The following is a 26,923-nucleotide window of genomic DNA, read 5'->3' as shown; positions in this document are numbered from 1 at the left end:
TCTACAAATGAACGTCAGCCTTCGCGGGCGACCTGGAAACCGGCGAAGGACTGGCTGACCGGCATCAGTTCCAGGCGATTGATGTTCAGGTGCGGCGGCAGGCTGGCCACCCAGAAGATCTGTTCGGCGATGTCTTCGGCGGTCATCGGGTTGGCGCCGGTATAGAGCTTGTCCGACGCCGCCTGGTCGCCATGGGTACGCACCACGGTGAACTCGGTTTCGGCCATGCCCGGCTCGATCGTGGTCACGCGCACGCCGGTGCCGTGCAGGTCCGAACGCAGGCCGAGCGAGAACTGGCTGACGAAAGCCTTGGTGCCACCGTAGGCATTGCCGCCCGGGTACGGGTAGACGCCGGCCACCGACGAAATGTTGATGATTGCGCCCTTGCGCTCCACCAGCTGCGGCAGCAGGCGGTGGGTCAGGGTCACCAGCGCGGTGATGTTGGTGTCGATCATCGTGGTCCAGTCCGACAACTTGGCGCTCTGTGCCGGCGCAGTGCCCTGCGCCAGGCCGGCGTTGTTGACCAGCAGATCGATCTCGCCAAAGGCCGGCGGCAGTGCCAGCAGCGCCGCTTCCATCGCCACCGGATCGCGGATGTCGAAGGCGGCGGCATGCACCACGTCCTTGCCGTAGCGCTCGACCAGCGGCTGCAGGCGTTCGCCGCGGCGGCCGGTGGCGATCACCTTCCAGCCCGCCTGGGCGAAGCGGTGGACGGCGGCGGCGCCGAAGCCGGACGTGGCGCCGGTAATCAGGACAGTGCGGGTCATCAGGCAACTCCAGGGGGAAAAACCAGACCCCCATTCTGGCACCGTCGGCCGGGGGTTGCGTTGCCTGATCGGCCAGATCCGGCCCCACCTGTCGGGGTGACCGGTACAATTGGGGCCATGATCAACAACGATGTCCTGCGCAGCGTGCGCTACTCCCTGGACCTGGGCGACCACCACGTGGTGACCCTGTGCCAGATGGCCGACCCGGCCTTCGCCGTGGATCCGGAACAGGTGAAGGCCTGGCTGCGCCGCGAGGACGAAGCCGGTTTCGAGGCGATGAGCGACAGCGCGCTGGCGCACTTCCTCGACGGCCTGATCGTGCACCTGCGCGGTCGCGACGAAAGCCAGCCGCAGCGTGCGGTGGAAACCCGCATCGACAACAACCTGGTGCTGAAGAAGCTGCGCGTGGCCTTCCAGCTGCGCGACGTCGATCTGATGGAGATCTTCGCCAGCGCCGGTTTCAACGTCTCCAAGTCGGAAGTGGGCGCATTGTTCCGCCAGCCCGGGCACACCAACTACCGGCGCTGCCTGGACCAGATGCTGCGCAATTTCCTCAAGGGCCTGAGCCTGCGCCTGCGCGGCTGAGCACGGCCTCGACGAACGCCCGCGCCGCCGGTGTCGGCAGTCGCTGCCAGACCAGGTGCACGCGGCGGGTCGGGGTCGGCTGCAGCGGAATCTGTACCACCCCCTGGAACCCGTCGGCGATCAACGCTGGCACGATGCCAACCGCCAGCCCATGGCGGACGAAGCGCTCGATCAGTTCCATCAGATTGACCTCGAAGCGCACCGTGTGCGGCAGGCCAGCGGCAGCGAAGGCATCGTCGGTCTGCCGCCGCGCACCGGTGCCGCGCGGAAAGTCGACCAGCGCCTCGTCCTGCAGTTCGGTCAATGGCAGCCGCTTGCGCCGGGCCAAGCGGTGCGATGGCGCCAGCACCGCCACCAGGTCTTCTTCCTGCAGCATCTGGTGGCAGACCCCGTCCAGCCCCGCCGACGGCGCCAATCCGACCAGTGCCACGTCCAGCTCTCGCGACTGCACCTGCGCGATCAGGTCCTCGCTCTTGTCGACCCGCAGCTGGAACTCCACCTGCGGGTGCGCCTGCTGGAAGGCCGCCAGCATCGCCACCACATCGATGTCGGTCAGCGAGGAGATCTGCCCGATCGCCAACAGGCCACGCACCTCGCCAGTGACGGCGGCCACGTCGGCACGCAGGTGGCGCAGGCTGGCCAGCACCTGGCGTGCATGCACCAGCAGCGCCTCGCCGGCGGCGGTGGCCCGCACCTGCCGCGGCAGGCGCTCGAACAGGGGCGTACCCAGTTCCTGCTCCAGGTAGGCAATCTGGTGGCTCAACGCGGACTGCACCACGTGGCAGCGTTCTGCGGCGCGGGTGAAATTGCCCTCTTCGGCCAGGGCGACGGCAAACTCGAGCTGCTTGAGATTCATCCAACTATCTCGTTTACAGATGGCATGGATGATGATGATTCATTTCCATCATGGCCGCAGCAGGCGGACACTGTGCATCCCGCTTTGTGGAATACCGCGTGAGTCCGTCCCTCCCCCCTCTGCACCGCTGGCAGGTGCTGCTGATGTCGGTGGCTACCGGCGTGGCCGTGGCCAGCAACTACTATGCGCAGCCATTGCTGCACACCATTGCCGATGCCTTCGGTGTGCCGTTCGGCCAGGTCGGCATGGTGGTCACTGCCGCACAGCTGAGCTATGCCGCCGGACTGATCCTGCTGGTGCCGCTGGGAGACCTGTTCGAACGCCGCCGCCTGATCGTGGTGATGAGCCTGCTGTCGGCAGGCGGGCTGGTGATCAGTGCCTGTGCACCGTCGCTGACCTGGTTGCTGGTCGGCACCGCGATCACCGGCCTGTTCTCGGTGGTGGCGCAGGTACTGGTGCCGTTTGCGGCCACGCTGGCCGCGCCGGAACATCGTGGCCGCGTGGTCGGCACATTGATGAGTGGCCTGCTGCTGGGCATCCTGCTGGCACGCACCGTGGCCGGCCTGCTTTCCAGCCTGGGCGACTGGCGCCTGGTGTATGCGATCGCCGCCGGCACCCTGGTGCTGACCGCACTGGCGCTGCAGCGCGGCCTGCCGCGATTCCACCACAGCGCCGGCCTCGGCTATTTCGCATTGCTGCGCTCGATCGGCGTGCTGTTCGTGCAGGAGCCGGTGCTGCGCCAGCGCACCCTGCTGGGCGCCTGCAGCTTCGCCATGTTCGCGATCTTCTGGACGCCGCTGGCGTTCCTGCTGGCACAACCGCCCTACGCCTACAGCGATGCCACCATCGGCCTGTTCGGGCTGGTCGGCGCCGCCGGTACGCTGGCGGCCGGCCTGGCCGGGCGCATGTCCGATCGTGGCCAGACCGGACGTGCCACTGCCATCGCACTGATGCTGTTGCTGCTCTCGTGGCTGCCGTTGGGGCTGTCGGCACACTCGCTGCTGGCGCTGCTGGTCGGCGTGGTGGTGCTGGACCTGGCCGCGCAGCTGCTGCACGTGAGTAACCAGAACCTGATCTATGCACTGCAACCGGCAGCGCGCAACCGCCTCAATGCCGGCTACATGACCGGCTACTTCATCGGCGGTTCGCTGGGTTCGCTGCTGTCGGCGCAGGTCTACCAGCGCTTCGGCTGGACCGGCGTCTGCGTGGCCGGTGCTGCGGTGGCCATGCTCGCCCTGCTGCTGTGGCTGCCCGGCGCGCTGCGCGCGCGCCAGGCTTCGGTGACTGACTAGAAGCTGCCCTGCAGCGCCAGCTCCCAGCGTCCGCCGGCATTGCCCGGAAACAGCCGCTTCGCTGCGTTGTCGGTGTCATGCACGGTGGCGCGCAGTTCCCATGCCGGGGTCAGCGAGGCGATGGCACTGAGCTGGCCATGCAGGTAATCAGGCCCCTGTGCGGTGGCCAGCCAGTACTGGCCTACCGCCGCTTCGAGGCGGAACCGTTCGTGCAACGGCACCCGCACACCCAGCTGGGCGTAGGTGCCGCGACGGCCGCCCGCCAGCGCGTCGTTGGAATGCGCCAGCTGCAGCCAGGCGCGCTGCTTCCAGGTCACGGTGGTGTTGAGCTCGGTCCAGTCCAGCGCGCGGCCGGTGCCCGGGTACACGTAGCGGGTCAGGTTGGCATCCAGTGCCCAGTCCGGTGCCAGTGCACCACTCCAACCGGCCACCAGGTCGAACTCGCTGCGCGCGCCGTTGTCCGGCTTGAACGATACGTTGGACCCCCACACGCTGGCGTACCAGCCCGATGGGATCGAGACCTTCGCGCCGGCCTGCACCGCCGGGTCGCCGTCGCTCTGCGAGCTGCCGCGCCACACGTAATCGCTGGTCAATGCGGCACTGCCACTCACCTGCACCTGCGCCTGGGCGGTGCCGATGCCGAGCAGCCCTGCCAGGGCGGCCACCACTGCCGCCATCATCCCCTTGCTGTTCACTGCACTGTGTTCCTCGTCGAAGGCGGTCACGCCGCCGGGACCGCAGTGTCGAGGCGGTGGCCGTAACGGATCGAGGGTGCTGCCGGGCCCGTGGCGCAAATTCGGCGTAAATCCCGCGGACCGGGGCCACATGCCAGCAGCGCGGTATCATGGCGCCCTGTTTCCAGGAACCAACCGCGTGGACGCCATCCTGACTCCGGTATCGATCGGCGAGCTGATCGACAAGATCACCATTCTCGAGATCAAGGCCGAGCGCATCGACGATGCCGCCAAGCTGAGCAACGTGCGCACCGAGCTGGACGGCCTGCTGCCGTTGCTGCAGCTGCAGCTGCAGGCTCAGCCGGCGCTGGCCGTGCTGAAGCAGCAGCTGAAGGCGATCAACGAGCGCATGTGGGACATCCAGGACCAGCTGCGCGACAAGGAAGCGGCCCAGGTGTTCGACGATGCCTTCATCCAGTTGGCGCGTGGTGTCTATGGCACCAATGGCGAGCGCGTGCAGGTGAAGAACGAGATCAACCGCGTGGCCGGTTCGGCCCTGGTGGAAGAAAAGCAGTACCAGGGCGAGTAACGCCACCTCAATCAGCGTCGATCAGATGGCGGAAGCGGAACAGCTCGCCATCGTTGCGGATGCCCAGCTTGCGGTACGCCGCTCGCTTCTGCGTGCTGATGGTGCTGGCTGCACGCCCACTGCGGCGTGCCATCTCGCCGGTGCTGCAACCACGCAGCACCCACTGCAGGACGGTGCGCTCGCGGGTACTCAACCGTGGTGAACGCATGGACTGCTGGCGCTGCCGACGGGACTGGTTCAACTGTGCACGCAGATCCGGCGGCACGAAGCGCCCGCCACGGGCAACCACGCTCACTGCCCGCAGCAGCATCTGCGGCGCGCAGGCCTTGGACAGGAATCCGCGCGCACCGGCCTGCAAGGCCAAGGACATGACACCCGCGTTGCAGTGTGCGGTCAGCACCAGGATCGGCACTGCCGGCCAGTGGCGTGATAGGTGCCGCAGCAGTTCCAGGCCTTCGCCGCTGTCACCGATCGGCAAGGCGTCGACCAGCAGCAGATCGATCGCGGCCGCCTGCTGCTGCAGGCGCTGCAGCAGATCACCGCTGCGGCCGTAGCTTCCATCGACCTGCAGGCCCGCCTGCCGGGCCAGGACTTCCTGCACGCCATGCCGCAACAGCGGGTGTGGATCCAGCAGCAAGAGGCGGCAGGGAGAATCGCGGGGCGACGGAAACGTGGGCATCGTTGCATTCCTGCAGAACAGGCCACTCACCCTAGGGCGCAGCCGACGCCTGCGGAATCCAATTCGTTGCAATGCCGCCCTTCCGCCGCGACACGGTCAGGTAGCGTTTGCCCAGCCGGAAACGCAACAGGCCCGGCATGGGCCGGGCCTGTCGAGGCATCTTCGGCGCGCAGGCGCGCCGAGGAAGCAATTACCAGCTGAAGCGCGGGCCGACGGTGTATTCCTTGTCGCCGTCGCGGTTCATCTTCAGCTCGCCATTCAGGCCCCAGTTCTGGTTCAGCTTGACCTGACCACCCAGGCGGCCGTACCACTGGCCTTCCGGATTGATGCCGTGCTTCTTCGAGAAATCTTCGTAGCCGACCATGCCGTAGACTTCGGCGTGGGCACCGAAGGCGGTGCGGATACCGGCTTCAGCGCTGTAGCCATTGAAGTCCAGGCCGTGCTTCTGGTCGCGCTTCTGGTAAGCAACGCGGGCAACGAAGTCGGTGGTCGGGGCGATTTCAACGTTGTAGCCGGCGCCGATCTTCCACTGGTCCAGCTTGATGTTGGTGTGGTCGATTTCCTGGCGGCTGTACTCACCGAAAGCGTGGAAGTTCGGCAGGAAGCCGTACGAACCCTTCACGCCCCAGCCGTCGGCCTTGAACGCGTCGATGTCGGTCTTGGCGTAGTCGGCTTCGGCGTAGTTGTACGACAGGTTCTCAGCAGCCGAGGCGGTGAACGGCAGGGCAGCGGCCAGGGCCAGAGCAATCAGCGAATTCTTCATGGGGGTACACCTTTACTTTCTTATGGTGTGCAGCAGCGCCAGGGCGCCATCGCATCGGGAATGTAAATTCTCCGTTATTCGCCACAACGCTCCCTGAAAACAGCGGTCTTCGCATTGCTGAATTTTTTGCCTTGATTCAGGCTGTCTCTGGCATACGCGCGCGGCGCGCGTGCATTTGTGATTCGTCGTCGATTGCAACAGGAGGTTGCCTTGTACGTTTCCGATCCGCCGCTGGTACCTGTTCGCGCCGCGCTCCTGGCATGCGCTGCCCTGTTTCCGACCCACGCTGCGCACGCACTGCAGGCCGCTGACTACCAGCGCGCCGAACGCGTGCATGACAGTCACCTTCGCGGTGCGCTGCGCAATGCTTCGGTGCTGCCCCACTGGCTGGCCGATGGGCGCTTCTGGTACGAACGCGAAACCACGCAGGGCCGGCGCCAAGCGGTACTGGTCGATCCAGTCCAGGCCACACGCCAGATCCTGTTCGAACCCGATGCGCTGGACGCTGCGGTTGCACCTCTCGGAGCCAGCGGACCACGCCTGCGCTTGAACAACGTGCAGGTACTGGATGGAGGCCTGCGCCTGCAGTTCAACGGCGAGGCGGCGATCAGCTGTCAATGGCCACGCCTGCAGTGCGTGCCTTCGCAGGATGCAGCGCCAGCGGCCGATGCACTGCCATCGCCCGGCGGTGATGCCTGGCTGCAGGTACGCGATCACAACCTGTGGCTGCACTCGCCCGGAACGGCAGCACGAGCGCTGACCAGCGGCGGTGAATCCAATCATGGCTATGGCGTGCTGCCGGACTTCACCCTGCGCGGCATTCCACGCCGCCAGGGCCGGATGCCGACGCGGCCGTTCGCGGTCGGCTGGTCACCGGATGGCCGCTACGTGGCCGGCATCCGCTACGACGAACGCGCGCTGCAGGACTACCCCTATCTGGAAAGCAGCCCGGCCAACAGCGCGCGGCCGCGCGTGCATACGGTGAAGCTGGGGCTGCTGGGTGACACCCGGCAGGTGCGCGACAGCCTGTATGTGGTCGACACCCGCAACGGCCAGCAGCATGACATCGCCTTGCCGGAAGGCTGGAACACCCTCAGCGAAGCCGGCGTACTCGGCTGGGACGGCGACCGGTTGTATGCCGTGATCGCGCACTTCGGCGCACCGCGCAGGCTGCGCCTGCTGGAGATCGATGCCAACAGCGGTGCAGTGCGCACCGTTCTTGAAGAAGCCAGCAACACCCGGCTGCAGCTCAACGTGTATTCCTACAACCGGCCAGCGGTGGCCATCCTGCCCGGCCAGGACACGGCGGTGTGGTTCTCGCAGCGCGATGGCTGGGGCCATCTGTACCGGGTCCGCCTGTCCGACGGCAAGGTGCTGCGCCAGCTCACCCGCGGCCAATGGGCGGTGCGCGACCTGCTGGGCGTGGACGCTGCGGGTGGCTGGGCGTACTTCAGCGCCGGCGGCGTCGACGGTGGCGACCCCTACGTACGCGGCCTGTACCGTGTATCGCTGCAGGGTGGACCGGTCCAGCGCCTGGCCGCCGATGGCAACGACCATCTGGCCGATGCCGGCACCGGCGCGTTGTTCGGCGGGCGCGCCCCCCAGGCGCTGTCGCCTGGCGGTGGCTATCTGGTGGATACCGTTTCCCGTCTCGACCAGCCACCACGCACCGTGCTGCGGGCCAGCGATGACGGCCGTGAAGTGATGGTGCTGGAAACAGCCGATAACAGCGCGATCGTTGCTGCCGGCTGGCGCCCCCCACGGCGCGAGCGGCTGCTGGCCGCCGATGGGCGAACGCCGATCTTCGCCACCGTCTACCTGCCCCGCGACTATCGCGATGACGGCCGCTTTCCGGTGATCGACGCGATGTACGGTGGCTCCTTCGTCAGCAATGCGCCGGTGACCTACGCCGAGGCGGTGTCCGCCTTGAATCCGGTGTCACGCGCCAGCCTGGCCGAACTGGGCTTCGTGGTGGTCAGCATCGACGCGCGCGGCACCGGTGGCCGCGACAAGGCGTTCCATGACAGCAGCTTCCTGCACGGGGCAGATGTGCAGCTGGATGACCATGTGGCTGCGCTGCGCCAGCTGGGCGAACGCTACCGGGGCATCGACCTGCAGCGGGTCGGCATCTACGGGCATTCGTTCGGTGGTTACAGTGCAGCGCGCGCCCTGCTGCGCTATCCGGCGTTCTACAAGGTGGGCGTGGCCTCGGCCGGCAGCCACAATTTCCAGGGCATGTACGGCGGTGCATTGCACGGCATGGACCGGCTGTTCGGTGGCGTGCTGCCACCAACACCCCTGGCCGATGGCGTGCCGGCGCCGTTTGCCGGACTCGACAATGCAGCGTTGGCCGGCAACCTGCGTGGGCATCTGATGCTGGTCTATGGCGAACTGGACGAGAACGCGCCGCCGGCGCTGACCCTGCAGCTGGCCGCCGCCCTGAACAAGGCCCAGCGCAGCTACGACCTGCTGTACCTGGCCCGGCAGGACCACGAACTGTTCCGCAACGACGCCACCTACACGCACCGCATGTGGGACTACTTCGTGCACCACCTGGCCGGCCAGCAGCCACCGGAGACGGTGCTGGCGCCGCTGCCCGGTGGCCCGGGCTGAACGGGCGCACACAGGATGTCGATCCACGGCGCCCTGGTTCGTCGGGTACTTGAAGGCCGTGCATGCGGCACGGTCCATCCGGAGGCAGGCAATGAGCTACATCGATGGTTTCGTCCTGGCGGTGCCCACCGCCAACAAGGAGAAGTTCCTCGCCCATGCACGCACAGGGGATCCCGTTTTCATCGAATACGGCGCGCTGCGCGTGGTCGAGTGCTGGGGTGACGACGTACCGCACGGCAAGACCACCGACTTCTTCGGCGCGGTGAAAGCCACGCCGGATGAGACGGTCGTGTTTTCCTGGATCGAATGGCCAGACAAGCCGACCCGCGACGCCGGCATGAAGAAGATGATGGAAGACCCGCGGTTTGATCCGGCGACGAATCCGATGCCGTTCGACGGCGCGCGGATGATCTACGGTGGGTTCGTGCCGATCTACGAGCTGACGCGCTGAACCGGGCGGACGTGCTCAGCGCGCGTCCGTCTCATCGCTGGCGGAGGCATGGCCGGCGCCCAGTGCGGCGCCGGCGCCGAGGCCCATGCCGCCCATTCCGGCCCCCATTCCGCCACCGCCGCCACCGCCACCACCCGCACGACCGCCCTTGGCATCGCCATCGTTGCGGCCCTTGCCACCGCCACTGGCAGCGGGCCGGGTCGGGCCCTGCGGTGGAATCTGCAGGTCGGTCGGAATCGGCGCCAGATCCAGCGCTTCGCGCACGAAGTCGCGCAGCGAGACCACCAGTTCGTGGAGGTGCACCGGCCGCCCCTGTGCCAGTTCGTTGGCCGCACGCGCGGCCAGCCGCACCTGCTCGTCGGTGCCCAGCAACAGGATGTCCGACAGTGCCGCTTCAACCGCATCGCGGATGCGGCGCGCGCGATCCGAGCGGGGTTCGGCGATGCCTTCGGCATCTTCGCGCTGGCGCAGGTCGCGGCGATGGCTGGGATCCACACCCAGTTCGCCAGTGAACGACCCGCCCAAGGTCTTGTAGGCCGCCATCAGCGTGCGCAGCCGTTCGTTGATCTGCCGGTTCTCGCGCTCGCGGCGCTGTTGCAGGGTCTGCATCACCAGCAGGCGGATGCCCACGCCCAGCAGGGTGATCAGGACCAGGCCGGCCAACGTGGACAGCACGCCCTGCCAGGAACTGAAGTCGATACCACGCATGCCCGGGGCTCCTGCAGGAAGAACCTGCATCTTGCCCCAGACCGTGCCCCAGAAACGCGAAAGGCCCCACCACCCGTTGGGTGGCAGGGCCTTCGGTCACGGCGCGATTACTTGCGCTTGGCGACCTTGCGCACGGCCTTCTTGGCCGGAGCCTTCTTGGCGGCGACCTTCTTCAGCGGCGCAGCCTTCTTGGCGACCGTCTTGCGGGTGGCGGCAACCTTCTTGCCCACCGCCTTCTTGGCAACGGCGGTCTTCTTGCCGACAACCTTCTTGGCAGCAGCGGTCTTCTTGCCGACGGCCTTCTTGGCGACAGCAGCCTTCTTGCCGACAACCTTCTTGGCGGCCGCGGTCTTCCTGGTGGCGACCTTCTTGGTAGCGGCAACCTTCTTGCCGACAACCTTCTTCGCAGCCACGGCCTTCTTGCCAGCGACCTTCTTGGCGGCGACGGTCTTCTTGGCCACGGCCTTCTTGGCGGTGGCGACCTTCTTGCCGACAACCTTCTTGGCGGCCGCGGTCTTCTTGGCAACGGTCTTCTTCGCGACGGCGGCCTTCTTGGTGGCAGTCTTCTTCACGGTAGCGACCTTCTTGCCAGCAGCCTTGGTGGCAGCCTTGGTGGTCTTCTTGGCAGCGGCGGCCTTCTTGGTCACGGCCTTGCCTGCAGCCGCCTTCTTCTTGGCCACTTCCTTCTTCAGGGCAGCGGCTTCGGCCTTGGCGTTCTTCTTGGCGGCTTCCAGCTTCTTCTTGGCGTTGGCAACAGTCTTGCCGACCGACTTGGCAGCCTTCTCGGCCTTCTTGGCAACGGTCTTCTCGACCTTCGCCACGGCCTTCTTGGCCTTGGCAACGCGGGTGCCGGCAGCCTTGGTGGCGCGCTTGACGGTCTTCTTGACCGACTTCACTGCGTCTTCGGCAGCGTGGGCGATGGTCTCGCCAACGTTGGTGGCGGTTTCTTTGACGTTCTCGACGGCGTCGGTCACGACCGACACACCATTACCGTTGCTCATGTTGCCCTCCTGCGGGCCTTAAGTATCAAAACGGGGCGATGCTATACCGACATTGACGATCGTGGAACGGGGCATGCGCCCGCAATCGCATCTGCTGCGACGGTAATGGTGTAGCCCAGCACCCTCTCGAGCACAGTGGGTTGACAGGAAACCCCTTTTTTTCAGTGCTGCGCCGCACGGTGCGGGTAGCGGCAGGTGCTGCCTGCGCGCACCTGCCAGAGTGCTGCGAAAGGCATGCGATATGGCGCATCGCGGCACCAGGATGCGCAGAACTGCGCAAGTATCAGCCTGTATCCACACGCGCTTCGGCAGACGTCGGCACATTGCGAAGCACGCCCGACGTTGTCGCCACCGCCCCACAGATGGCGACGCCGACCCGCGTTCCGGGCGCCCGGTTTTCATGGCGCATTTATCCAGATCGCGACACACTCATTCAGCTTGTTTTACCGTAGGGCCGAACCGCCCCCACCCACGCCAGCGAACCGACTCCCATGCGACCGCTTCCCACCCTGCTCACGCTCGCAATCGCCGCCGCCTTCGGTGGCTTCGTTGCCACCGGCATCAATGCCCACCTGGACAACCGCGCCGACGCCGCGCCGCTGCCTGCGGTACTGCCGACCACGGCGGCATTGCCGGCCTCGGTGGCCGGACAGGCGGTGCCGTCGCTGGCACCGATGCTGGAGAAGGCGATGCCGGCCGTGGTCAGCGTCAACACCAAGCAGGTGGTGCGCGTGCGCAACCCCTTCTTCAACGATCCGTTCTTCCGCCGCCTGTTCCCGGACATCCCGCAGGAACGCATCAACGAATCGCTGGGCTCGGGCGTGATCATCGACGCCAAGGAGGGCCTGGTGCTGACCAACCACCACGTCATCGACAACGCCGATGACGTGCAGGTGACACTGGCCGACGGGCGCACGGTCAAGGCCGAGTTCCTCGGTTCGGACCGCGATACCGACATCGCGCTGATCCGCATCCCGGCGCAGAACCTGACCGACATCAAGCTCGGCAACAGCGACCAGCTTCGGGTCGGTGACTTCGTGGTGGCCATCGGCAACCCGTTCGGTTTCAGCCAGACGGTCACCTCCGGCATCGTCTCGGCGGTGGGCCGCAGCGGCATCCGCGGGCTGGGCTACCAGAACTTCATCCAGACCGATGCGTCGATCAACCCGGGCAACTCCGGTGGCGCGCTGGTCGACCTGCAGGGCCAGCTGGTCGGCATCAATACCGCCAGCTTCAACCCGCAGGGCAGCATGGCCGGCAACATCGGCCTGGGCCTGGCGATCCCCTCCAACCTGGCGCGCAGCGTGGTCGACCAGCTGGTCAAGCACGGCGTAGTGGTGCGCGGCACGCTGGGCGTGGAGAGCCAGAACCTGACCGCGCAGATCGCGCAGGGCCTGGGCCTGGGTGAAACCCGTGGCGCACTGATCACCCGCGTGCTGGCCGGTTCGGCCGCTGCGACCGCCGGACTGAAGCCGGGCGACGTGGTGGTTTCGGCCAACGGCCAGCGCGTGGACAGCGCAGAAGCCCTGCACAACGTGGAAGGCCTGGCGGCGGTCGGCAGCACGCTGACGCTGGACGTGCGCCGCGAGGGCAAGCCGCTGCAGATCAAGGCAACCTTGAAGGAACAGGCGCGCGCGGTCACCGGCGAGAGCCTGGACCCGCGCCTGACCGGGGCCACCTTCGTCGACCTGCCCGAGTCGCTGCGCCAGTCCGGTGTCGGTGGCGTGCTGGTCAGCGAGGTCAAGCGCGGCAGCCGCGCGGCCACCAACGGCCTGCAGCAGGGCGACATCATCACCGATGCCACCGTGGGCGAATTCGCCGACCTGGCCAGCTGGCGCGCCAACTTCCAGCAGCGCCCGCCGACCCTGGTGATACGCGTGCTGCGCAACAATGGCCAGCAGCAGGGCCAGCTCGTGATGCGCTGATCGCCCTGCCGTAACACCCCCTATACCCCGGCAATGCTATTGCTGTCAGTCCAGGTCGGCACCGCCGACTCCCGTTCCCCCATCGCAACAGGAGTGATTCGATGAGCCCCACCAATACCGAGAACCTGAAGGAACACCTGGGTGAAGCCGGTTCCCACCTGAAGCAGGCCGCGTCGGCCGCCGGCGGTGCGATCAAGGGTGCAACCGGCGCAGCCGGCGACGAACTGCGCATCGGCAAGGCCAACGTCAAGGCTGAACTGTCCGACAGCGCGCTGTCCGGCCTGGCCGCCGCCGAGTTTGGTGGTGCAGCCGCCAAGGAACAGGTCGACGCACTGATGGACAAGGGCAAGGACCTGATCGACAGCGCCGCTGAGCTGATCCGTGAACGTCCGCTGGCCTCGTTCGGTGTCGCCTTCGCTGCCGGCTGGATCATCGCCAAGCTGGCCCGCGGCAGCAGCGACAAGTAAGCCGCGGCGTGAGCGAAGACAACGCGCAAGCGCCTGATCCGGCGGCTACCCCGCCGCTGGATGAGAGCATCCGCCAGGTCGGCGCGGCCGGTCGTGCCGCTGCCGATTCTGCCAAGCACACGCTGCGCTCGCTGCGCCGGTTGGCCTCGGCCGACTTCGCGCTGGCGCGTAGTGCATTCGGTCGCGCGCTGGCCTGGGCCGGCGTGGCGATCGTGTTCGGTGCCTCGGCCTGGCTGCTGATGGCCGCCACCCTCATCGCCCTGCTGCAGAGCTGGGGCCTGAGCTGGCTGCAGGCGCTGCTGATCACCTCGCTGCTGAGCCTGGCCGTCACCGGTTATGCGATCTGGCGGGTGTCCTACTTCTTCCACCACACTGGCATGCACGCTACCCGGCGCCAGCTGTCACGCCTGGGCCTGTTCGACGAACCCAGCGAAGACGATCCCGATGCCGAAGTGCAGCTGCCCGAGGGCAAGCCATGAAGTTCGGCGCGCTGCAACGGCGTGTGAAACGCTGCGAACAGGTGGTGACCGTGCGCCTGGGCGAAACCCAGGACCACTGGTCCACGCTCAGCGACGTCTGGCGAAAGGGCTGGTCGCCGCTGCGCATCGTGGTGGTCGGCCTGGCCGGTGGCTTCATCGCCGGCAAGCTGGAAGTGCCGGGCAAGGTCAACGGTGCCCGCTGGCTGCAGATGGTGGGTTCGGTCTCGAACCTGTTCGCCAGTGCACAGGCGGCGTTCGCCACGGCGATGGCGGCGCAGGCCGCAGCCACTGCCGACGACGCGGCTGAGGAAGCCGACGAAGCCAGCGAACAGGCACAGGCGGCGGCCTCCGCTGCCGAGCCACGGCCGGCACCGGCTCCACGTTCCGTGCCGGAGCCAGAACCGGAACCGGACCTGCGCGGACCGCGTCCGGCCGAAGCGGCTACCGAGCTGTCCGAACGTTGATCCATGGAATCCGCCGCGCCGATCGCGGCCGGCGGATAATGCGCTCCCCTTCCCGGTTGGTGCGTCGATGAGCGAGTCCCTCCTGTCCCCGTCACCGGCCGGCCCCGAACAGCCCGACGCCCCGTTGCCGCCACCGTCGCGTCCGCGCGGACCGATGTCGCTGGTGGTGCTGGCGACCCTGGCGGTGGGCTACACACTGTGGGCGGCACAGGACATCATCCTGCCGGTGCTGCTGGCGATGTTCTTCGCACTGGTCGGCAATCCGATCCTGCGCCTGCTGCAGAAGCTGTGGATTCCGCGTGCGCTGGGCGCTCTGCTGATCCTCGGCGCGGGCCTGGGCGTGACCGGTTCGCTGGCGGTGCAGTTGATCGGCCCGGCAATGGAATGGGCACAGGAAGCACCGCAGCAGCTGCGCAAGATCGCCCGCCAGGTGCAGGACCTGACCAAGCCGGTGCAGCAGGCCAACCAGGCCGCGGAGAACTTCGCCCGCGTCGCCGGCGGTGACAGCAACCGCAAGGTGCAGGTGATCCGCGCCCAGCTCGATGACCCGTACCGCATGTTGACCCGTGCGCCGCGGCTGGCCGCCTCGGTGCTGGCGGTGGTGCTGCTGACCCTGTTCTTCATGATCTACGGGCAGAGCCTGCAACGCGCGGCGATCGCCTTGTTCCCGAACCGTCAGCAGCAGCGCTTCACCAGTGACATCCTGCGTTCGATCGAGCGCGAGGTGTCGCGCTATGTGCTGACCATCAGCGTGATCAACACCCTGGTCGGGCTGGTGTTCGCCGGCGTACTGATGCTGCTCGGCATCGGCCTGCAGGAAGCGTTGCTGTGGGGCACGGTGGCCGCACTGCTGAATTTCGCTCCGTATGTGGGTCCGTTGATCGGCGTGGCGCTGATGCTGCTGATGGGCTTCGTGGAATTCCGCGACCCGCTGCAGGCCCTGCTGCCGGCCGCCGCCTACCTGGGCCTGCACACCCTGGAAGGGCAGATGGTGACCCCGATCGTGCTGGGCCGTCGCATGAAACTGTCGCCACTGGTGCTGATCCTTGCGCTGATGGTGTTCGGCTGGGCCTGGGGCATGATCGGGCTGCTGCTGGCGGTGCCGCTGCTGGTCTGCATCAAGCTGGTGCTGGCGCGGCTGGACGGGATGCAGGGCTGGGCGCGTCTGCTGGAATGAAAGCCCGCGCGGGCAGGGGTAGAATGGCGGGGTGAATTTCCCCGTCCAAGCCATTACCCTCGACCTTGACGACACGCTGTGGCCGTTCGCTCCGATCGGCGCCCGCATCGACCTGGTCCTGCACGCGTGGATGCGTGAACACAGCCCCGTCACGGCCGAGATGTATCCGGTGGCGGCGATGCGCGAACTGCGCGAGCGCCTGTACCACGCCCATCCGCACCTCCATCACGACCTGAGCGCACTGCGCCGGCTGACCCTGCACGAAGCGCTGCACACCAGTGGTGCCAGCCTGGATCTGCTGGAGCCGGCGTATGACGTGTTCTTCGCCGCGCGCAACCAGGTCGAGTGCTACCCCGATGCGATCGACGCACTGGCGCGGATTGCCGCGCGAGTGCCGGTGGCGGCGCTGAGCAACGGCAATGCCGATCTGGAGCGGATCGGCCTGGCCCATCATTTCGCCTTCCAGCTGGGCGCGCGCGAACACGGCGCGGCCAAGCCGGAGGCGAGCATCTTCCACGCCGCCTGCACCCGCCTGGGTGTTGCGCCGGCACAGGTACTGCACGTCGGCGACCACGCCGAAATGGACGTGGCCGGGGCGATCGCCGCCGGCCTGCGCGGCTGCTGGATCAACCGCGAAGCAGCCACCTGGACCCATCCGCAGCTGCAGCCGGACCTGCAGTTCGACACCCTCACCGGCCTGGCCGACTGGTTGGATGCCAACCTCGACGCTGCCGCACCCCGGAGTACCTGACGCATGAGCGAGATCACTGGTTTCACTGCCGACACCGCCGCAGCACTGCCGCTGTACGTGCTGGACCGCGAGCAGTTCGCGTCCTGGAAGGACGGCCAGCCGGCCGCCACCCAGGCATGGCTGGCGTCGCAGGGCTTCACCGCCGGTGCCTTCACCACGGCGTTGCTGCCCGGCGCCGATGGCCTGGCCGGTGCGGTGATCGGCGTGGGTGATCGTGGCGATGCCTACAGCTACTCGCATGCCCCGCATGCCCTGCCGGAAGGCAGCGTGTGGCAGCTGTCCAGCGAACTGCCGGCCGCCGAACTGGCGCTGCTGCAGCTGGGCTGGGGCCTGGGCAGCTACCGCTTCGATCGCTACCGCAAGCGCCACCGTGCACCGGCACGCCTGGTGGCTGAGCCGACCGGCGAAGTGGCCGACCTGATCGCCGCCAGCCTGCGCGTGCGCGACTGGGTCAACACCCCGACCGAAGACATGGGTCCGCAGCAGCTGGAAGACGCCGCGCGCGCGCTGGCCGATGCGCACGGTGCGCAGGTCGAGGCGATCACCGGCGATGAACTGCTGAAGCAGAACTTCCCGGCCATCCATGCCGTCGGCCGCGCCTCGCACCGCGCTCCGCGCCTGGTCGTGCTGCGCTGGGGCAAGGACACCGATCCGGCACTGGTGCTGGTCGGCAAGGGCGTGTGCTTCGATACCGGCGGCCTGGACATCAAACCGGCCGACGGCATGCGCAACATGAAGAAGGACATGGGCGGTGCCGCGCATGCACTGGCCCTGGCAGGCCTGGTGATGGCGCGCGGCCTGCCGGTGCGCCTGACCCTGCTGGTGCCGGCGGTGGAAAACGCGATCGGCCCCGATGCCTTCCGCCCGGGCGAAGTGATCGCCACCCGCAAGGGCCTGAGCGTGGAGATCGACAACACCGACGCCGAAGGCCGCGTGATCCTGTGCGATGCGCTGACCTTCGCCAGCGAACAGAAACCGGACCTGGTGCTGGACTTCGCCACCCTCACCGGCGCCGCGCGCATCGCGCTGGGCCCGGACCTGCCGGCGCTCTTCAGCAACGACGACAGCGTGGCGCAGCAGTGGCTGCAGGCCGGCGACGCGACCCGCGACCCGGTCTGGCGCATGCCGCTGTGGCGCCCCTACCTGCGTTACCTGAGCAGCGGCATCGCCGACCTGGCCAACGCCGGTTCGCGCATGGCCGGCTCGGTCACCGCCGCGCTGTACCTGGAACGCTTCCTGGAAGACGGCCAGCGCTGGGCGCATCTGGACGTGTATGCCTGGAACGACGGCGAACGCCCGGGCCGGCCGGCTGGCGGTGAAGCACTGGCGCTGCGTTCGGCGTGGGCGATGCTGAAGCAGCGCTACAGCTGATCGGGTGAGTGCCGACCTTGGTCGGCACGCCGTCCCCGGCAAACTTGACGAAAAATTGAATACCGGGCCTGGAAGGGTTCTGCGAGGATGTGTGGGTCGACCACCCACACGCTCCGTGAAGGCAGGACTCCGACCATGTCGCTCTTCCGCTACACCCGCGCCGGCCAGACACCGGGCGCGCCGCGCAAGCATTCCCCCCTGCTCTGGATCGCACTGATCGCACTCATTCTGGGTGCGGTGGCGCTGGCCTTCGCCTGGTTGGCCGGCTGGATTGGCGGCCGCCTGACCGCGCAGCGCTTCACCGACACCATCGAGGCCACCGGCCCGGCCCATCCGGGCTTCCGCCGTGCGCACAGCAAGGGCGTGTGTGTAAGCGGTTGGTTCGAACCCAGTGCGCAGGCCCCCACCCTGTCCAGCGCCCGCGTGTTCTCGCAGCGCCGCGTGCCGGTGATGGGCCGCCTGTCGATCGGCGGCGGCGACCCGTACGGCGCCGACAACACCGCACGCGTGCGCAGCCTCGCGGTGCAGATGGTCAGCGATGACGGCCAGGAATGGCGGATGGCGATGAACAGCTTCCCGTTCTTCGCCGTGCCCAACGCCGAGGCGTTCTACGCGCAGACGCGCGCCTCCATCCCGGACCCGGCCACCGGCAAGCCCGACCCGCAGAAAATGGCCGCGGTGCTGGCGAAATACCCCAGTGCACAAGCGTTCCAGCAGTGGGCCAAGACCGCGCCGTGGACCAGCAGCTGGGCTGACACCACCTTCAACAGCGTCAACAGCTTCTGGTTCACCAACGCGCAGGGCCAGAAACGCGCGGTGCGCTGGCGCTGGCAGCCGCAGGCGCCGGTGGTCGAGATGGATGCGGAAACCCGCAAGCAGGCCAGCGTCGATTTCCTCAGCCAGGAACTGCAGCAGCGCCTGGCCAGCGGCCCGGTGCGCTGGAACCTGGTCGTGACCACCGCCGAGCCCGGCGATGCCATCGATGATCCTTCAGTGCCGTGGCCCGAGTCGCGTGATCAGGTGGTGGCCGGCGTACTCAGCCTGGACCGCATGCAGTCGCAGGAACAGGGCGCGTGCGGCCAGATCAACTTCGATCCGCTGATCCTGCCCAGTGGCGTGCGTGGCAGTGACGATCCGATCCTGGCGGCCCGCTCCGCCGTGTACTCGCAGTCCTTCAACCGCCGCGAACGCGAGCGCGCCACCGGCAACGTCGAGCAACCGAAGGAGGCCGCACGATGAGCACCGGCAACGGCCACTTCAACCTGCTCGCGCGCGTGCTGCACTGGTCCATGGCACTGATGATCATCGCCATGCTGTTCATCGGCGTGACCATGGTCGCCTCGCTGCACCTGCGGCCGATGCTGATCGACCTGCACCGCCCGCTGGGCATCGCCATCGGCGTACTGGTGCTGTTGCGCCTGTACAACCGGCTGCGCCATCGCCCGCCGCCGTTGCCGGCGGATCTTCCCGTATGGCAGGCGATGGCGGCCAAGGCCTCGCACTGGATGCTGTATGCACTGATGCTGGCGATGCCGCTGATCGGCTGGGCGATGCTGTCGGCCGGCGGTTATCCGATCGTGCTGTGGGGCGGCCTGCACCTGCCGCCGATCGTGCCGCACACCCCGGCGCTGTATGCCGCGTTGCGTAACGCGCATAGCCTGCTGGCGTATGTGTTGTTCGCCACGGTGCTGATGCATGTGGGTGCGGCGCTGTTCCACCTGTGGGTGCGCCGTGATGGCGTGTTCCAGGCGATGGCGCGCGGGAAGGATTGAGCGGGTTCCACCTGCGCCCACGCATGGATAGCGCCGGGCCATGCCCGGCGGATCATTTCCGCGCCTGCGGAGAGGTGTCGCTTTCTTTGCTCGTGCAAAGAAAGTAACCAAAGAAACACGCCGCCAGGTCGCGAGCCGGTGCTGCGCACCGGTGCCCTGTGCTTCTCGGTGAACCAGGGGACGGCGCCGAACTCGCTGCGCTCAGACACCGGCGCCTCTTCGCCCCTGATTCACCTGCGATGCTCGGCTCGCTCAAGGCGGACCCAAGGTCAAATGCCACAGCTGCACCCAGTAGATCCACGCCATGCGTGGATGCTCTAGCTGTTGATCTTGCCCTTCAAGTCCGCCTTGAGCGAGCCGAGCACCGCAGGTCCGGCGAGGGCGAAGAGGTGCGGGTGTCTGAGCGCAGCGAGTTCCCGCACCGTCCCTCGCCGGACCGAGGAGCGCAGGGCACCGGCGTGCGAAGCGCGCCGGCTCGCGGCCGGCGGCGCGTTTCTTTGGTTACTTTCTTGATGGCGCACATCCATGTGCGCCACCCTGCGGGCCGGCTACGCCGTTCCACGCTGCTCCTGCAGCGTGGTGCACGAGCAAAGAAAGTGACACCCCTCCGCGGTCGCGGAAATGATCCGCTACAACCACCCCTTCTGCCGCGCCAGCCGATACGCCTCGATCCGATTGGCCACGCCCAGCTTGCCGATGCACTCGGACAGGTAGTTGCGCACCGTGCCGTGCGACAACCCCAGCTGCTCTGCGATCTCGCTGGCGGTACGGCCCTCGCCCGCCAGCCGCAGCACGCGGCGCTCGCGGTCGGTGAGCGGATCGGCCTGCGACCATGCATCCAGCGCCAACTGCGGATCGATCGCACGAATGCCCTGCTTCACCTTGCGCAGGGCATCGGCCAGGTTCTCGGCCGGTGCGTCCTTCAGCAGGTAGCCCAGCACCCCCGCCTCCAGCGCGCGACGCAGGAAACCGGCGCGGGCGAAGGTGGTCACGATCACCACCTTGATCGGCAGTTCGTGGCGGGCGATGCGCTGCGCCAGTTCCAGACCGGACAAGCCAGGCATCTCGATGTCGGTGACCAGAATGTCCGGCTGCAGCTGCTGCAGCATCCGCCACGCGGCCTCGCCATCGGCAGCACTGCCCAGCACTTCGATGTCCGGCTCCAGGCCGAGCAGCGCCGACAACGCACCGCGCACCATGGCCTGGTCTTCGGCCAGCAGGATGCGGATCATGCGACACCGTCCTGCGCCAACGACGTGGGCGACAGCGGCGTGGTCGCGGCCATCAACGGCACGCGTACCGTCAGCACGGTGCCCGCCCCGCGCGGCGACTGCAGCGTCAACTGGCCACCCAGTGCTGCGGCCCGCTCACGCATGCCACTCAACCCATTGCCCTCGGCCTGCACGCCGCCACGGCCGTCATCGCGTATCTGCATCGCCAACTGTCGTTCCTCAAGCATGAAATCCACCTGCACCCGGGTCGCCTGCGCATGGCGCACGATGTTGGTCGCCGCCTCGCGCAACACCAACGCCAGCCCGCGCTCCACCTCCACCGGCATCGCAGGTGGCGCCGTGTACTGCAGATGTACCTGCTGGCATTCCAGCAGCAGGCGCGCCGATGCCAGCTCGCCAGCAAGGTCGCTGGCGCGGATGCCGGTCACTGCACTGCGCACCTGTGCCAGCGCTTCGCGTGCAATGTCCTCGGCCTCGCCGATCTCCTGCCGTGCACGCGCGTCATCGCGATCGTAGAGCTTGCGTGCCAGCTCCAGCTTCAGCGTGATCAGCGACAGCGTGTGCCCCAGCAGATCATGCAGGTCGCGGCCGATACGCTCGCGCTCGGCGGTGGTGGCCAGTCGCCGCACCTCGTCCTGCGACAGCTGCAGGGCAACGTCGCGCTGCTGGCTCAGGGCCTCCACGTTCACCACCAGCCCGACGATGAACGACACCGCCGGCATCCACACCATGGCCTGCCACGGATAGCCGAAGTACAGCGCGGTGCCGCAGAACAGCAGGTTCAGCGCGGTCAGCTGCAGCAGGTACGCCCACCAGCTGCTGCGCCCGCTCATGCGGATCATCACGCAGCCGAACACGAAGTAGCTCAGTCCCGAGGGGTACCAGGGCAGCAGTACCAGGGCCATCACGATCATGCCCAGCGCATAGCGCCACCCATGGTGCCGTGGCGACAGCATCACCCTGGCATAGAGCAGCAGGAACAGCGGATAGCTGACCAGGGTCAGCAACAGCCAGCGCAGGGTGAAGCCGTTCCCCAGCACCGGGGTGAGGAAAATCCATACCGACCACAGCAGGTGGATCGCTCCGCTCCAGGGCGACTTGCCACGTCGCAGCAGTTCGGCCACGGCCGAATCCGGCGCAGGGCGCAGCAGGGACGCAAGCCAGCTCGACGACACGGGAGAATCCAGGCGGGGACGATCGCTGCCGATCATGCCAGTTCAGCCGATCCGGCGCAGGCGACGGCGCGCCAGCAGCAGCGCCACCACCGTGACCGCCAGCAGCACCAGCAGGTGGCCGGCGAGGCTGCCCACCGACGGCAGCCCGACCACCGGCAGCGCCAGCTGCGCCAGATGCCAGGTCGGCCACAGTGGGGCCATCGTCGAGAACAGCGTGGGCAGCACAGACAACGGCAGCCACAGGCCCGACAACAGGGCCAGCGGCAGGTAGACCAGATTGACCATCGCCGGTGCCGCGCTGGCACTGACATGGCTGCCGATCAGCAGGCCAATCGCCCCCAGCGGCAGCGCCGCCAGGCCCGCCACCGCCAGCAGCTGCACCATCTGAAACGCCTGCAGCTGCACGCCACCGAGCACGCGCGCGACGCCGATCAGCAGCAACGCCACCAGCAGCGCGAACATCACCGCCATCGCCAGCCGTGCCAGCAGCGGTGCCGCCGCCGGCATCGGCAGCGCGCGCTTGAGAGTCAGCAGGCCGCCTTCACGATCCAGCGCCAACTGCACGCCGAAGCCGAACAGGGCCGGGGCCATCGCGCCGAACACGCAGTAGGTGGCCAACAGGTACAACGGCGCATGACCGCGCCCCAGCAGCACGCCGAACAGCAGGTAGAACAGCACCGGGAACAGCAGCGAGGGCACCGCGAACGCCGGCGTGCGCCAGGCGCGGCGCAGTTCGGCCATCAGCTCGGCGCGGTACGGACGTAGTGCCTGTCGCCATGCAGGCAGCGGCAATCCGGTGGTACGGACAAGGGTGTTCATGCGGCCTCCCGGGTCATGTCGAGGAAGGCGTCGGCCAGCGCCGCGCCCTGTACTTCCAGTTCGCGCAGCTGCGCATCGGCGGCCAGCAGGCGCGCCACCACAGGCTCGGCCGGGCTCGCCAGCAGCTGCAGGTGCTCGCCGTCGCGCTGCACCTCCTGCACGCCCGGCCACTGCTGCACGTCCGCAATGGGCAACCCGCTGCGGCAGCGGATGCGGCGCGGCCGATCGGCCAGGCGCAGCTCGCTCAGCGGCGCGTCGGCCAGTACCCGGCCCTGCTCCAGCACCACCACCTGCTGCGCCAGCGCTTCGGCTTCCTCCAGGTAATGGGTGGTCAGCAGCACACCACAGCCTTCGGCCACCAGCTGCCGGATCGCCTGCCACATCGCCTGCCGCGCCTGGATGTCCAGGCCGGTGGTGGGCTCGTCCAGGAACAGCACGCGCGGGCGGCCACACAGCGCGATGGCGAACTGCACGGCGCGCTGCTGGCCACCTGACAGCTGGCCGTAGCGGCGGCGCGCGAGCGCCTGCAGGCCAGCACGCTGCAGCACCTCCTGCAACGGCATCGGGTCGGGATAGCAGGCGCTGGCCTGCGCCACCAGTTCGTCCACCTGCAGCATCGGCGGCAGGCTGGTGCTCTGCAGCATCACGCCCAGGCCGATACGGCTGGCGCGCTGCTGCGGGTCGCCGCCGAGCAGTTCGACCTGCCCGCCATCGGCGCGGCGCAGGCCCAACAACACGCTGATCGCGGTACTCTTGCCGGCACCGTTGCGGCCCAGCAGCGCCAGCACCTGGCCAGCGCGGACCTGCAGGTCGATGCCATGCAGGGCGGTATGGTCGCGGTAACGCACCTGCACCTGCTGCAGGCGGGCCAGCGACGGGGCGATCGGATCCATGGGCGGTACCGGTAGCGGGGATGTTTCCATCCTGTGCCGCCGTGGTCACATTTCGCAGTTGCCGCCGTCAGTGTCATCGGGTGACAGCTGTCACTGCCGTCATCGCTGTGCCTGCCTTCATGCTGTGCCGCACGCTCCACCGCCGGAACCGCCGCCGTCCGCTCTTCCGGCCACACCCGCCCGAACGTCTGTGATGGAACGAATGAACGCTTCTGCCGAGCTGTTGAAGGAACTCCGTATCGACCGCAAGTCCCCGCCGCCCGCCTCCGGAGGGAGTGGCAGTGGTGGTGGCCGCCGCTGGCTGTGGATCGCGATCATCGTGGTCGTGTTGCTGCTGGCCGCTGTCGCTTTCGCCCTGTTCGGGCGTACGCCAGCGGTGGACGTGGAAACCGCGCCAGCGGTGGCCATCCAGCAGGGCAGCGCCAGCAGTTCGGTGCTCGACGCCAGCGGCTATGTAGTTGCGCGGCGCATGGCCACGGTCTCGGCCAAGATCACCGGCAAGGTGCGTGAAGTGATGATCGAGGAAGGCATGCGCGTGGAGCAGGGCCAGATCATGGCCACGCTGGACCCGATCGATGCCGACGCGCAGCGCAGCCTGTATGCCTCGCAGCTGCAGGCCGCACGCAGCCAGGTGGCCGGTCTGGAGGCACAGCAGAAGCAGGCCGCCGCCGAAGCCAGCCGCCTGCAGGCACTGGTCGGCCAGCAGCTGGTGTCGCGCTCGCAGTACGACCAGGCGGTGGCCCAGCGCGACAGCCTGCGGGCACAGCTGGACACCGCACAGCGCAACGTCAAGGTGGCCAACGACCAGCTGGCCATCGCCGACCTGGGCGTGGACAACAACATCGTGCGCGCGCCGTTCTCCGGCGTGGTCACCGCCAAGGCTGCGCAGCCCGGCGAAATCGTTTCGCCGCTGTCGGCCGGCGGCGGCTTTACCCGCACCGGTATCGGCACCATCGTCGACATGGACTCGCTGGAGATCGAAGTCGAGGTCGGCGAAGCCTTCATCGGCCGCGTGCAGCCGAAGATGCCGGTGGAAGCCACGCTCAATGCCTACCCGGAATGGAAGATTCCCGGCGAGGTGATCGCCATCATCCCCACCGCCGACCGCGGCAAGGCCACGGTGAAAGTGCGCGTGGCGCTGAAGGTGAAAGACCCGCGCATCGTGCCGGAGATGGGCGTGCGCGTCAGCTTCCTGGAGCAGGCGCAGCCGCAGGCGGCCGCCAAGCCGCAGGGCGTGCGCGTGCCGGCGGGCGCCGTGGTGCAGCGCGAGAGCGCCTCGGTGGCCTTCGTGCTGGGTGATGAGAACCGCGTACAGCAGCGCACGGTCGAGGCCGGCCAGGCGATGGGCAAGGACCGCCAGATCCTCAAGGGCGTGAGCGCGGGTGAATCGGTGGTGGTGAACCCGCCCGACACCCTGCGCGATGGCGCCAAGGTGCAACAGAAACAAGCGCAGTAACGGCCTGGCGCCTGCGGGCGCTGCCGGCAACACCGCTCGACGCATGCCTGCGGCCACCGCCGTGGTGCTTCCCCGTTTCCCGCCTTCCGTGGAGAACCACCCATGTCGACCCTGGTTTCATTGCGCAACATCACCAAGACCTACCAGCGCGGCCCCGAAAAGGTGCAGGTGCTGCACGGCATCGACCTGGACATCGCCAGCGGCGACTTCGTCGCGCTGATGGGCCCGTCCGGCTCGGGCAAGACCACCCTGCTCAACCTGATCGGCGGCCTGGACAACCCCAGCGGCGGCGAGATCAGCATCGAAGGCGAGCGCATCGACCAGATGAGCGGCGGCCAGCTGTCGACCTGGCGCAGCCACCACGTCGGCTTCGTGTTCCAGTTCTACAACCTGATGCCGATGCTGACCGCGCAGAAGAACGTGGAACTGCCACTGCTGCTGACCCACCTCAGCGCGGCGCAGCGCAAGCGCAACGCCGAGATCGCGCTGACCCTGGTCGGCCTGGCCGACCGCCGCAGCCACCGCCCCAATGAACTGTCCGGCGGCCAGCAGCAGCGCGTGGCGATCGCGCGCGCAATCGTCTCCGACCCGACTTTCCTGATCTGCGACGAACCGACCGGCGACCTCGACCGCCAGTCTGCCGAGGAAATCCTCGGCCTGCTGCAGCAGCTCAACCGCGAGCACGGCAAGACCATCATCATGGTCACCCATGACCCGAAGGCCGCCGAGTACGCCACGCACACGGTGCACCTGGACAAGGGCGAGCTGGCCGACGCGCCGCTGGCCCACTGACGGAGGCCACGGCGATGAAATACTTCTCGTTGGTGTGGGCGCAGCTGTTCCGCAGCCGCACCCGTACATTGCTGACCCTGCTTTCGGTGGTGGCCGCGTTCCTGCTGTTCGGCATGCTCGACTCGGTACGCGTGGCATTCACCTCCGGCGGCAGCGTGGAAGGCGCCAACCGGCTGGTGGTGGCGTCGCGGCTGTCGATCACCCAGTCACTGCCGATCCGCCTGGAAGCGCAGGTGCGGCAGGTGGCCGGCGTGCGCGACGTGGCCTACGGCATGTGGTTCGGCGGCATCTACCAGGACCCGAAGAACTTCTTCCCGAACTTCTCGGTGTCGCCCAACTACTTCGATGTCTACCGCGAGCTGCAGATCGACCCGGCGCAGCTGGAGGACTGGAAGCAGACCCGCACCGGTGCCATCGTCGGCGAGACCCTGGCCAAGCAGTTCGGCTGGAAGATCGGCGACACCATCCCGCTGCAGGCAACCATCTTCCCGCGTGGCGGCAGCAACGACTGGCCGCTGGAGCTGAAGGGCATCTACCGCTCCAAGGACCGTGCGCTGGCCGCCAACGAAGAACGCCAGCTGATGATGAACTGGAAGTACTTCGATGAATCCAACGACTACATCAAGAACCAGGTGAGCTGGTACACGGTGACGCTGGACAACCCGGACCAGTCCTCGCGGGTGGCGCAGGCGATCGACGCGATCTCGGCCAACTCCGACCACGAGACCAAGACCCAGACCGAATCGGCGTTCCAGCAGGCCTTCGTCAAGCAGTTCGCGGACATCGGCATGATCGTTACGTCGATCATGGGCGCGGTGTTCTTCACCCTGCTGCTGTTGACCGGCAACACCATGGCGCAGGCCGTGCGCGAGCGCGTGCCGGAGCTGGCCACGTTGAAGACGCTGGGCTTCAAGGACAGCACCGTGCTGACCCTGGTAATGGTGGAGTCGGTGCTGCTGATCGGCCTCGGCGGCCTGATCGGCATGGGCCTGGCTGCGCTGATCCTGCCGGCGATCGGGCCAAAGAGCATGGGCATGCTGCCGCCGCACGTGCCGACGCCGACCTGGCTGATGGGGCTGGGCCTGATCGTGGTGATCGGCATCATCGTCGGCCTGTTGCCCGCGCTGCGTGCCAAGCGCCTGAAGATCGTCGACGCACTGGCCGGCCGCTGA

Annotated in this window: 28 protein-coding genes; 17 read left to right on the top strand and 11 right to left on the bottom strand. The window is 67.6% G+C overall.

Translation table 11 applies throughout. The annotated features are described in order from the left end of the window. Positions 1-14 precede the first annotated feature (14 nt). Positions 15-767, bottom strand: coding sequence for an SDR family NAD(P)-dependent oxidoreductase (locus ACZK2R_RS01350; protein WP_019337645.1), 753 nt, complete (start codon positions 765-767; stop codon positions 15-17). 117 nt (positions 768-884) lie between these two features. On the opposite strand from ACZK2R_RS01350, the gene ACZK2R_RS01345 reads away from it, so the two are divergent. Beyond that, positions 885-1,352, top strand: coding sequence for a YehS family protein (locus tag ACZK2R_RS01345; RefSeq protein WP_005411992.1), 468 nt, complete (start codon positions 885-887; stop codon positions 1,350-1,352). Here the strand turns inward: ACZK2R_RS01345 and ACZK2R_RS01340 are convergent. Next, a complete protein-coding gene (locus ACZK2R_RS01340; RefSeq protein ID WP_149909351.1) occupies positions 1,321-2,208 on the bottom strand; it encodes a LysR family transcriptional regulator in 888 nt (295 codons plus the stop codon). The two genes, ACZK2R_RS01345 and ACZK2R_RS01340, sit on opposite strands and share 32 nt — an antisense overlap. Before the next feature lie 143 nt (positions 2,209-2,351). On the opposite strand from ACZK2R_RS01340, the gene ACZK2R_RS01335 reads away from it, so the two are divergent. Continuing rightward, complete coding sequence (locus ACZK2R_RS01335; protein WP_336684602.1) at positions 2,352-3,500, top strand: MFS transporter; 1,149 nt, start codon at positions 2,352-2,354, stop codon at positions 3,498-3,500. Here the strand turns inward: ACZK2R_RS01335 and ACZK2R_RS01330 are convergent. Beyond that, entirely contained in the window at positions 3,497-4,195 is a 699-nt protein-coding gene (locus tag ACZK2R_RS01330; protein ID WP_100470168.1) for a TorF family putative porin, read from the bottom strand. The genes ACZK2R_RS01335 and ACZK2R_RS01330 overlap by 4 nt on opposite strands. A gap of 178 nt (positions 4,196-4,373) precedes the next feature. Here ACZK2R_RS01330 and ACZK2R_RS01325 point away from each other — a divergent pair, with 178 nt between their 5' ends. Beyond that, positions 4,374-4,763, top strand: a complete 390-nt coding sequence (locus ACZK2R_RS01325) for a DUF6165 family protein (RefSeq protein ID WP_032130333.1) — start codon at positions 4,374-4,376, stop codon at positions 4,761-4,763. Between the two features lie 7 nt (positions 4,764-4,770). On the opposite strand, the gene ACZK2R_RS01320 is transcribed toward ACZK2R_RS01325, so the two are convergent. Both ACZK2R_RS01320 and ACZK2R_RS01315 read right to left on the bottom strand, forming a co-directional pair. After that, on the bottom strand, positions 4,771-5,442 hold the full coding sequence (locus tag ACZK2R_RS01320; protein WP_180838492.1) for a response regulator transcription factor: 672 nt from the start codon (positions 5,440-5,442) through the stop codon (positions 4,771-4,773). A 190-nt stretch (positions 5,443-5,632) separates the two neighbouring features. Beyond that, on the bottom strand, positions 5,633-6,205 hold the full coding sequence (locus ACZK2R_RS01315) for an OmpO family porin (protein ID WP_032130335.1): 573 nt from the start codon (positions 6,203-6,205) through the stop codon (positions 5,633-5,635). 210 nt (positions 6,206-6,415) lie between these two features. On the opposite strand from ACZK2R_RS01315, the gene ACZK2R_RS01310 reads away from it, so the two are divergent. Together ACZK2R_RS01310 and ACZK2R_RS01305 are read left to right on the top strand one after the other, a co-directional pair. After that, complete coding sequence (locus tag ACZK2R_RS01310; RefSeq protein ID WP_180838491.1) at positions 6,416-8,818, top strand: S9 family peptidase; 2,403 nt, start codon at positions 6,416-6,418, stop codon at positions 8,816-8,818. A 91-nt stretch (positions 8,819-8,909) separates the two neighbouring features. Further along, positions 8,910-9,269 carry a DUF1428 domain-containing protein gene (locus ACZK2R_RS01305; RefSeq protein WP_005407745.1) on the top strand — a complete coding sequence of 120 codons (360 nt, stop codon included), beginning with the start codon at positions 8,910-8,912 and terminating at the stop codon, positions 9,267-9,269. A 15-nt stretch (positions 9,270-9,284) separates the two neighbouring features. On the opposite strand, the gene ACZK2R_RS01300 is transcribed toward ACZK2R_RS01305, so the two are convergent. After that, positions 9,285-9,977 (bottom strand): hypothetical protein, encoded by a 693-nt coding sequence (locus ACZK2R_RS01300; RefSeq protein ID WP_125894880.1) that lies wholly within the window; start codon positions 9,975-9,977, stop codon positions 9,285-9,287. A 107-nt stretch (positions 9,978-10,084) separates the two neighbouring features. Beyond that, positions 10,085-10,978, bottom strand: a complete 894-nt coding sequence (locus tag ACZK2R_RS01295; protein ID WP_180838490.1) for a histone — start codon at positions 10,976-10,978, stop codon at positions 10,085-10,087. 491 nt (positions 10,979-11,469) lie between these two features. Here ACZK2R_RS01295 and ACZK2R_RS01290 point away from each other — a divergent pair, with 491 nt between their 5' ends. From ACZK2R_RS01290 to ACZK2R_RS01250, 9 genes are all read left to right on the top strand, one after another. After that, complete coding sequence (locus ACZK2R_RS01290) at positions 11,470-12,903, top strand: Do family serine endopeptidase (RefSeq protein ID WP_049421476.1); 1,434 nt, start codon at positions 11,470-11,472, stop codon at positions 12,901-12,903. A gap of 101 nt (positions 12,904-13,004) precedes the next feature. Next, the gene (locus ACZK2R_RS01285; protein ID WP_032128158.1) at positions 13,005-13,370 is read left to right on the top strand and encodes a hypothetical protein; all 366 of its coding nucleotides are present in this window, start codon (positions 13,005-13,007) and stop codon (positions 13,368-13,370) included. 8 nt (positions 13,371-13,378) lie between these two features. After that, positions 13,379-13,849, top strand: coding sequence for a phage holin family protein (locus tag ACZK2R_RS01280; RefSeq protein ID WP_049398102.1), 471 nt, complete (start codon positions 13,379-13,381; stop codon positions 13,847-13,849). Beyond that, positions 13,846-14,313 (top strand): protein sip-5, encoded by a 468-nt coding sequence (locus ACZK2R_RS01275; protein WP_071229379.1) that lies wholly within the window; start codon positions 13,846-13,848, stop codon positions 14,311-14,313. Before ACZK2R_RS01280 ends, ACZK2R_RS01275 begins: the two co-directional genes overlap by 4 nt. Before the next feature lie 67 nt (positions 14,314-14,380). Next, a complete protein-coding gene (locus ACZK2R_RS01270) occupies positions 14,381-15,490 on the top strand; it encodes an AI-2E family transporter (RefSeq protein ID WP_032128161.1) in 1,110 nt (369 codons plus the stop codon). A 31-nt stretch (positions 15,491-15,521) separates the two neighbouring features. Continuing rightward, positions 15,522-16,241: an HAD family hydrolase gene (locus tag ACZK2R_RS01265; protein ID WP_180838489.1), complete on the top strand. Its 720-nt coding sequence runs from the start codon at positions 15,522-15,524 to the stop codon at positions 16,239-16,241. Between the two features lie 3 nt (positions 16,242-16,244). Continuing rightward, a complete protein-coding gene (locus tag ACZK2R_RS01260; protein ID WP_125894884.1) occupies positions 16,245-17,612 on the top strand; it encodes a leucyl aminopeptidase family protein in 1,368 nt (455 codons plus the stop codon). A 135-nt stretch (positions 17,613-17,747) separates the two neighbouring features. Further along, a complete protein-coding gene (locus tag ACZK2R_RS01255) occupies positions 17,748-18,851 on the top strand; it encodes a catalase family peroxidase (protein WP_180838488.1) in 1,104 nt (367 codons plus the stop codon). Then, the gene (locus ACZK2R_RS01250) at positions 18,848-19,384 is read left to right on the top strand and encodes a cytochrome b (RefSeq protein ID WP_032128165.1); all 537 of its coding nucleotides are present in this window, start codon (positions 18,848-18,850) and stop codon (positions 19,382-19,384) included. Before ACZK2R_RS01255 ends, ACZK2R_RS01250 begins: the two co-directional genes overlap by 4 nt. A 629-nt stretch (positions 19,385-20,013) precedes the next feature. Here the strand turns inward: ACZK2R_RS01250 and ACZK2R_RS01245 are convergent. From ACZK2R_RS01245 to ACZK2R_RS01230, 4 genes are read right to left on the bottom strand one after another with little or no spacing between them, the layout of a single operon-like run. After that, positions 20,014-20,616 carry a response regulator transcription factor gene (locus ACZK2R_RS01245; protein WP_005407733.1) on the bottom strand — a complete coding sequence of 201 codons (603 nt, stop codon included), beginning with the start codon at positions 20,614-20,616 and terminating at the stop codon, positions 20,014-20,016. Further along, positions 20,613-21,827, bottom strand: coding sequence for a sensor histidine kinase (locus ACZK2R_RS01240; protein WP_180838487.1), 1,215 nt, complete (start codon positions 21,825-21,827; stop codon positions 20,613-20,615). The genes ACZK2R_RS01245 and ACZK2R_RS01240 overlap by 4 nt, the downstream gene beginning before the upstream one ends. 6 nt (positions 21,828-21,833) lie before the next feature. Next, positions 21,834-22,610 (bottom strand): ABC transporter permease, encoded by a 777-nt coding sequence (locus tag ACZK2R_RS01235; RefSeq protein WP_180838486.1) that lies wholly within the window; start codon positions 22,608-22,610, stop codon positions 21,834-21,836. Further along, positions 22,607-23,503, bottom strand: a complete 897-nt coding sequence (locus ACZK2R_RS01230; RefSeq protein ID WP_125894894.1) for an ABC transporter ATP-binding protein — start codon at positions 23,501-23,503, stop codon at positions 22,607-22,609. The genes ACZK2R_RS01235 and ACZK2R_RS01230 overlap by 4 nt, the downstream gene beginning before the upstream one ends. A gap of 202 nt (positions 23,504-23,705) precedes the next feature. On the opposite strand from ACZK2R_RS01230, the gene ACZK2R_RS01225 reads away from it, so the two are divergent. From ACZK2R_RS01225 to ACZK2R_RS01215, 3 genes are all read left to right on the top strand, one after another. After that, on the top strand, positions 23,706-24,959 hold the full coding sequence (locus ACZK2R_RS01225) for an efflux RND transporter periplasmic adaptor subunit (protein WP_180838485.1): 1,254 nt from the start codon (positions 23,706-23,708) through the stop codon (positions 24,957-24,959). 102 nt (positions 24,960-25,061) lie between these two features. Beyond that, on the top strand, positions 25,062-25,751 hold the full coding sequence (locus ACZK2R_RS01220) for an ABC transporter ATP-binding protein (protein WP_049435531.1): 690 nt from the start codon (positions 25,062-25,064) through the stop codon (positions 25,749-25,751). A gap of 14 nt (positions 25,752-25,765) precedes the next feature. After that, positions 25,766-26,923 (top strand): ABC transporter permease, encoded by a 1,158-nt coding sequence (locus ACZK2R_RS01215; RefSeq protein WP_032128170.1) that lies wholly within the window; start codon positions 25,766-25,768, stop codon positions 26,921-26,923.

The sequence above is a fragment of the Stenotrophomonas sp. 96582_Sma genome, assembly GCF_056480905.1.
Note: the sequence above shows the minus strand (reverse complement) of the source record. Positions and strands in the feature narration are given on the sequence as shown.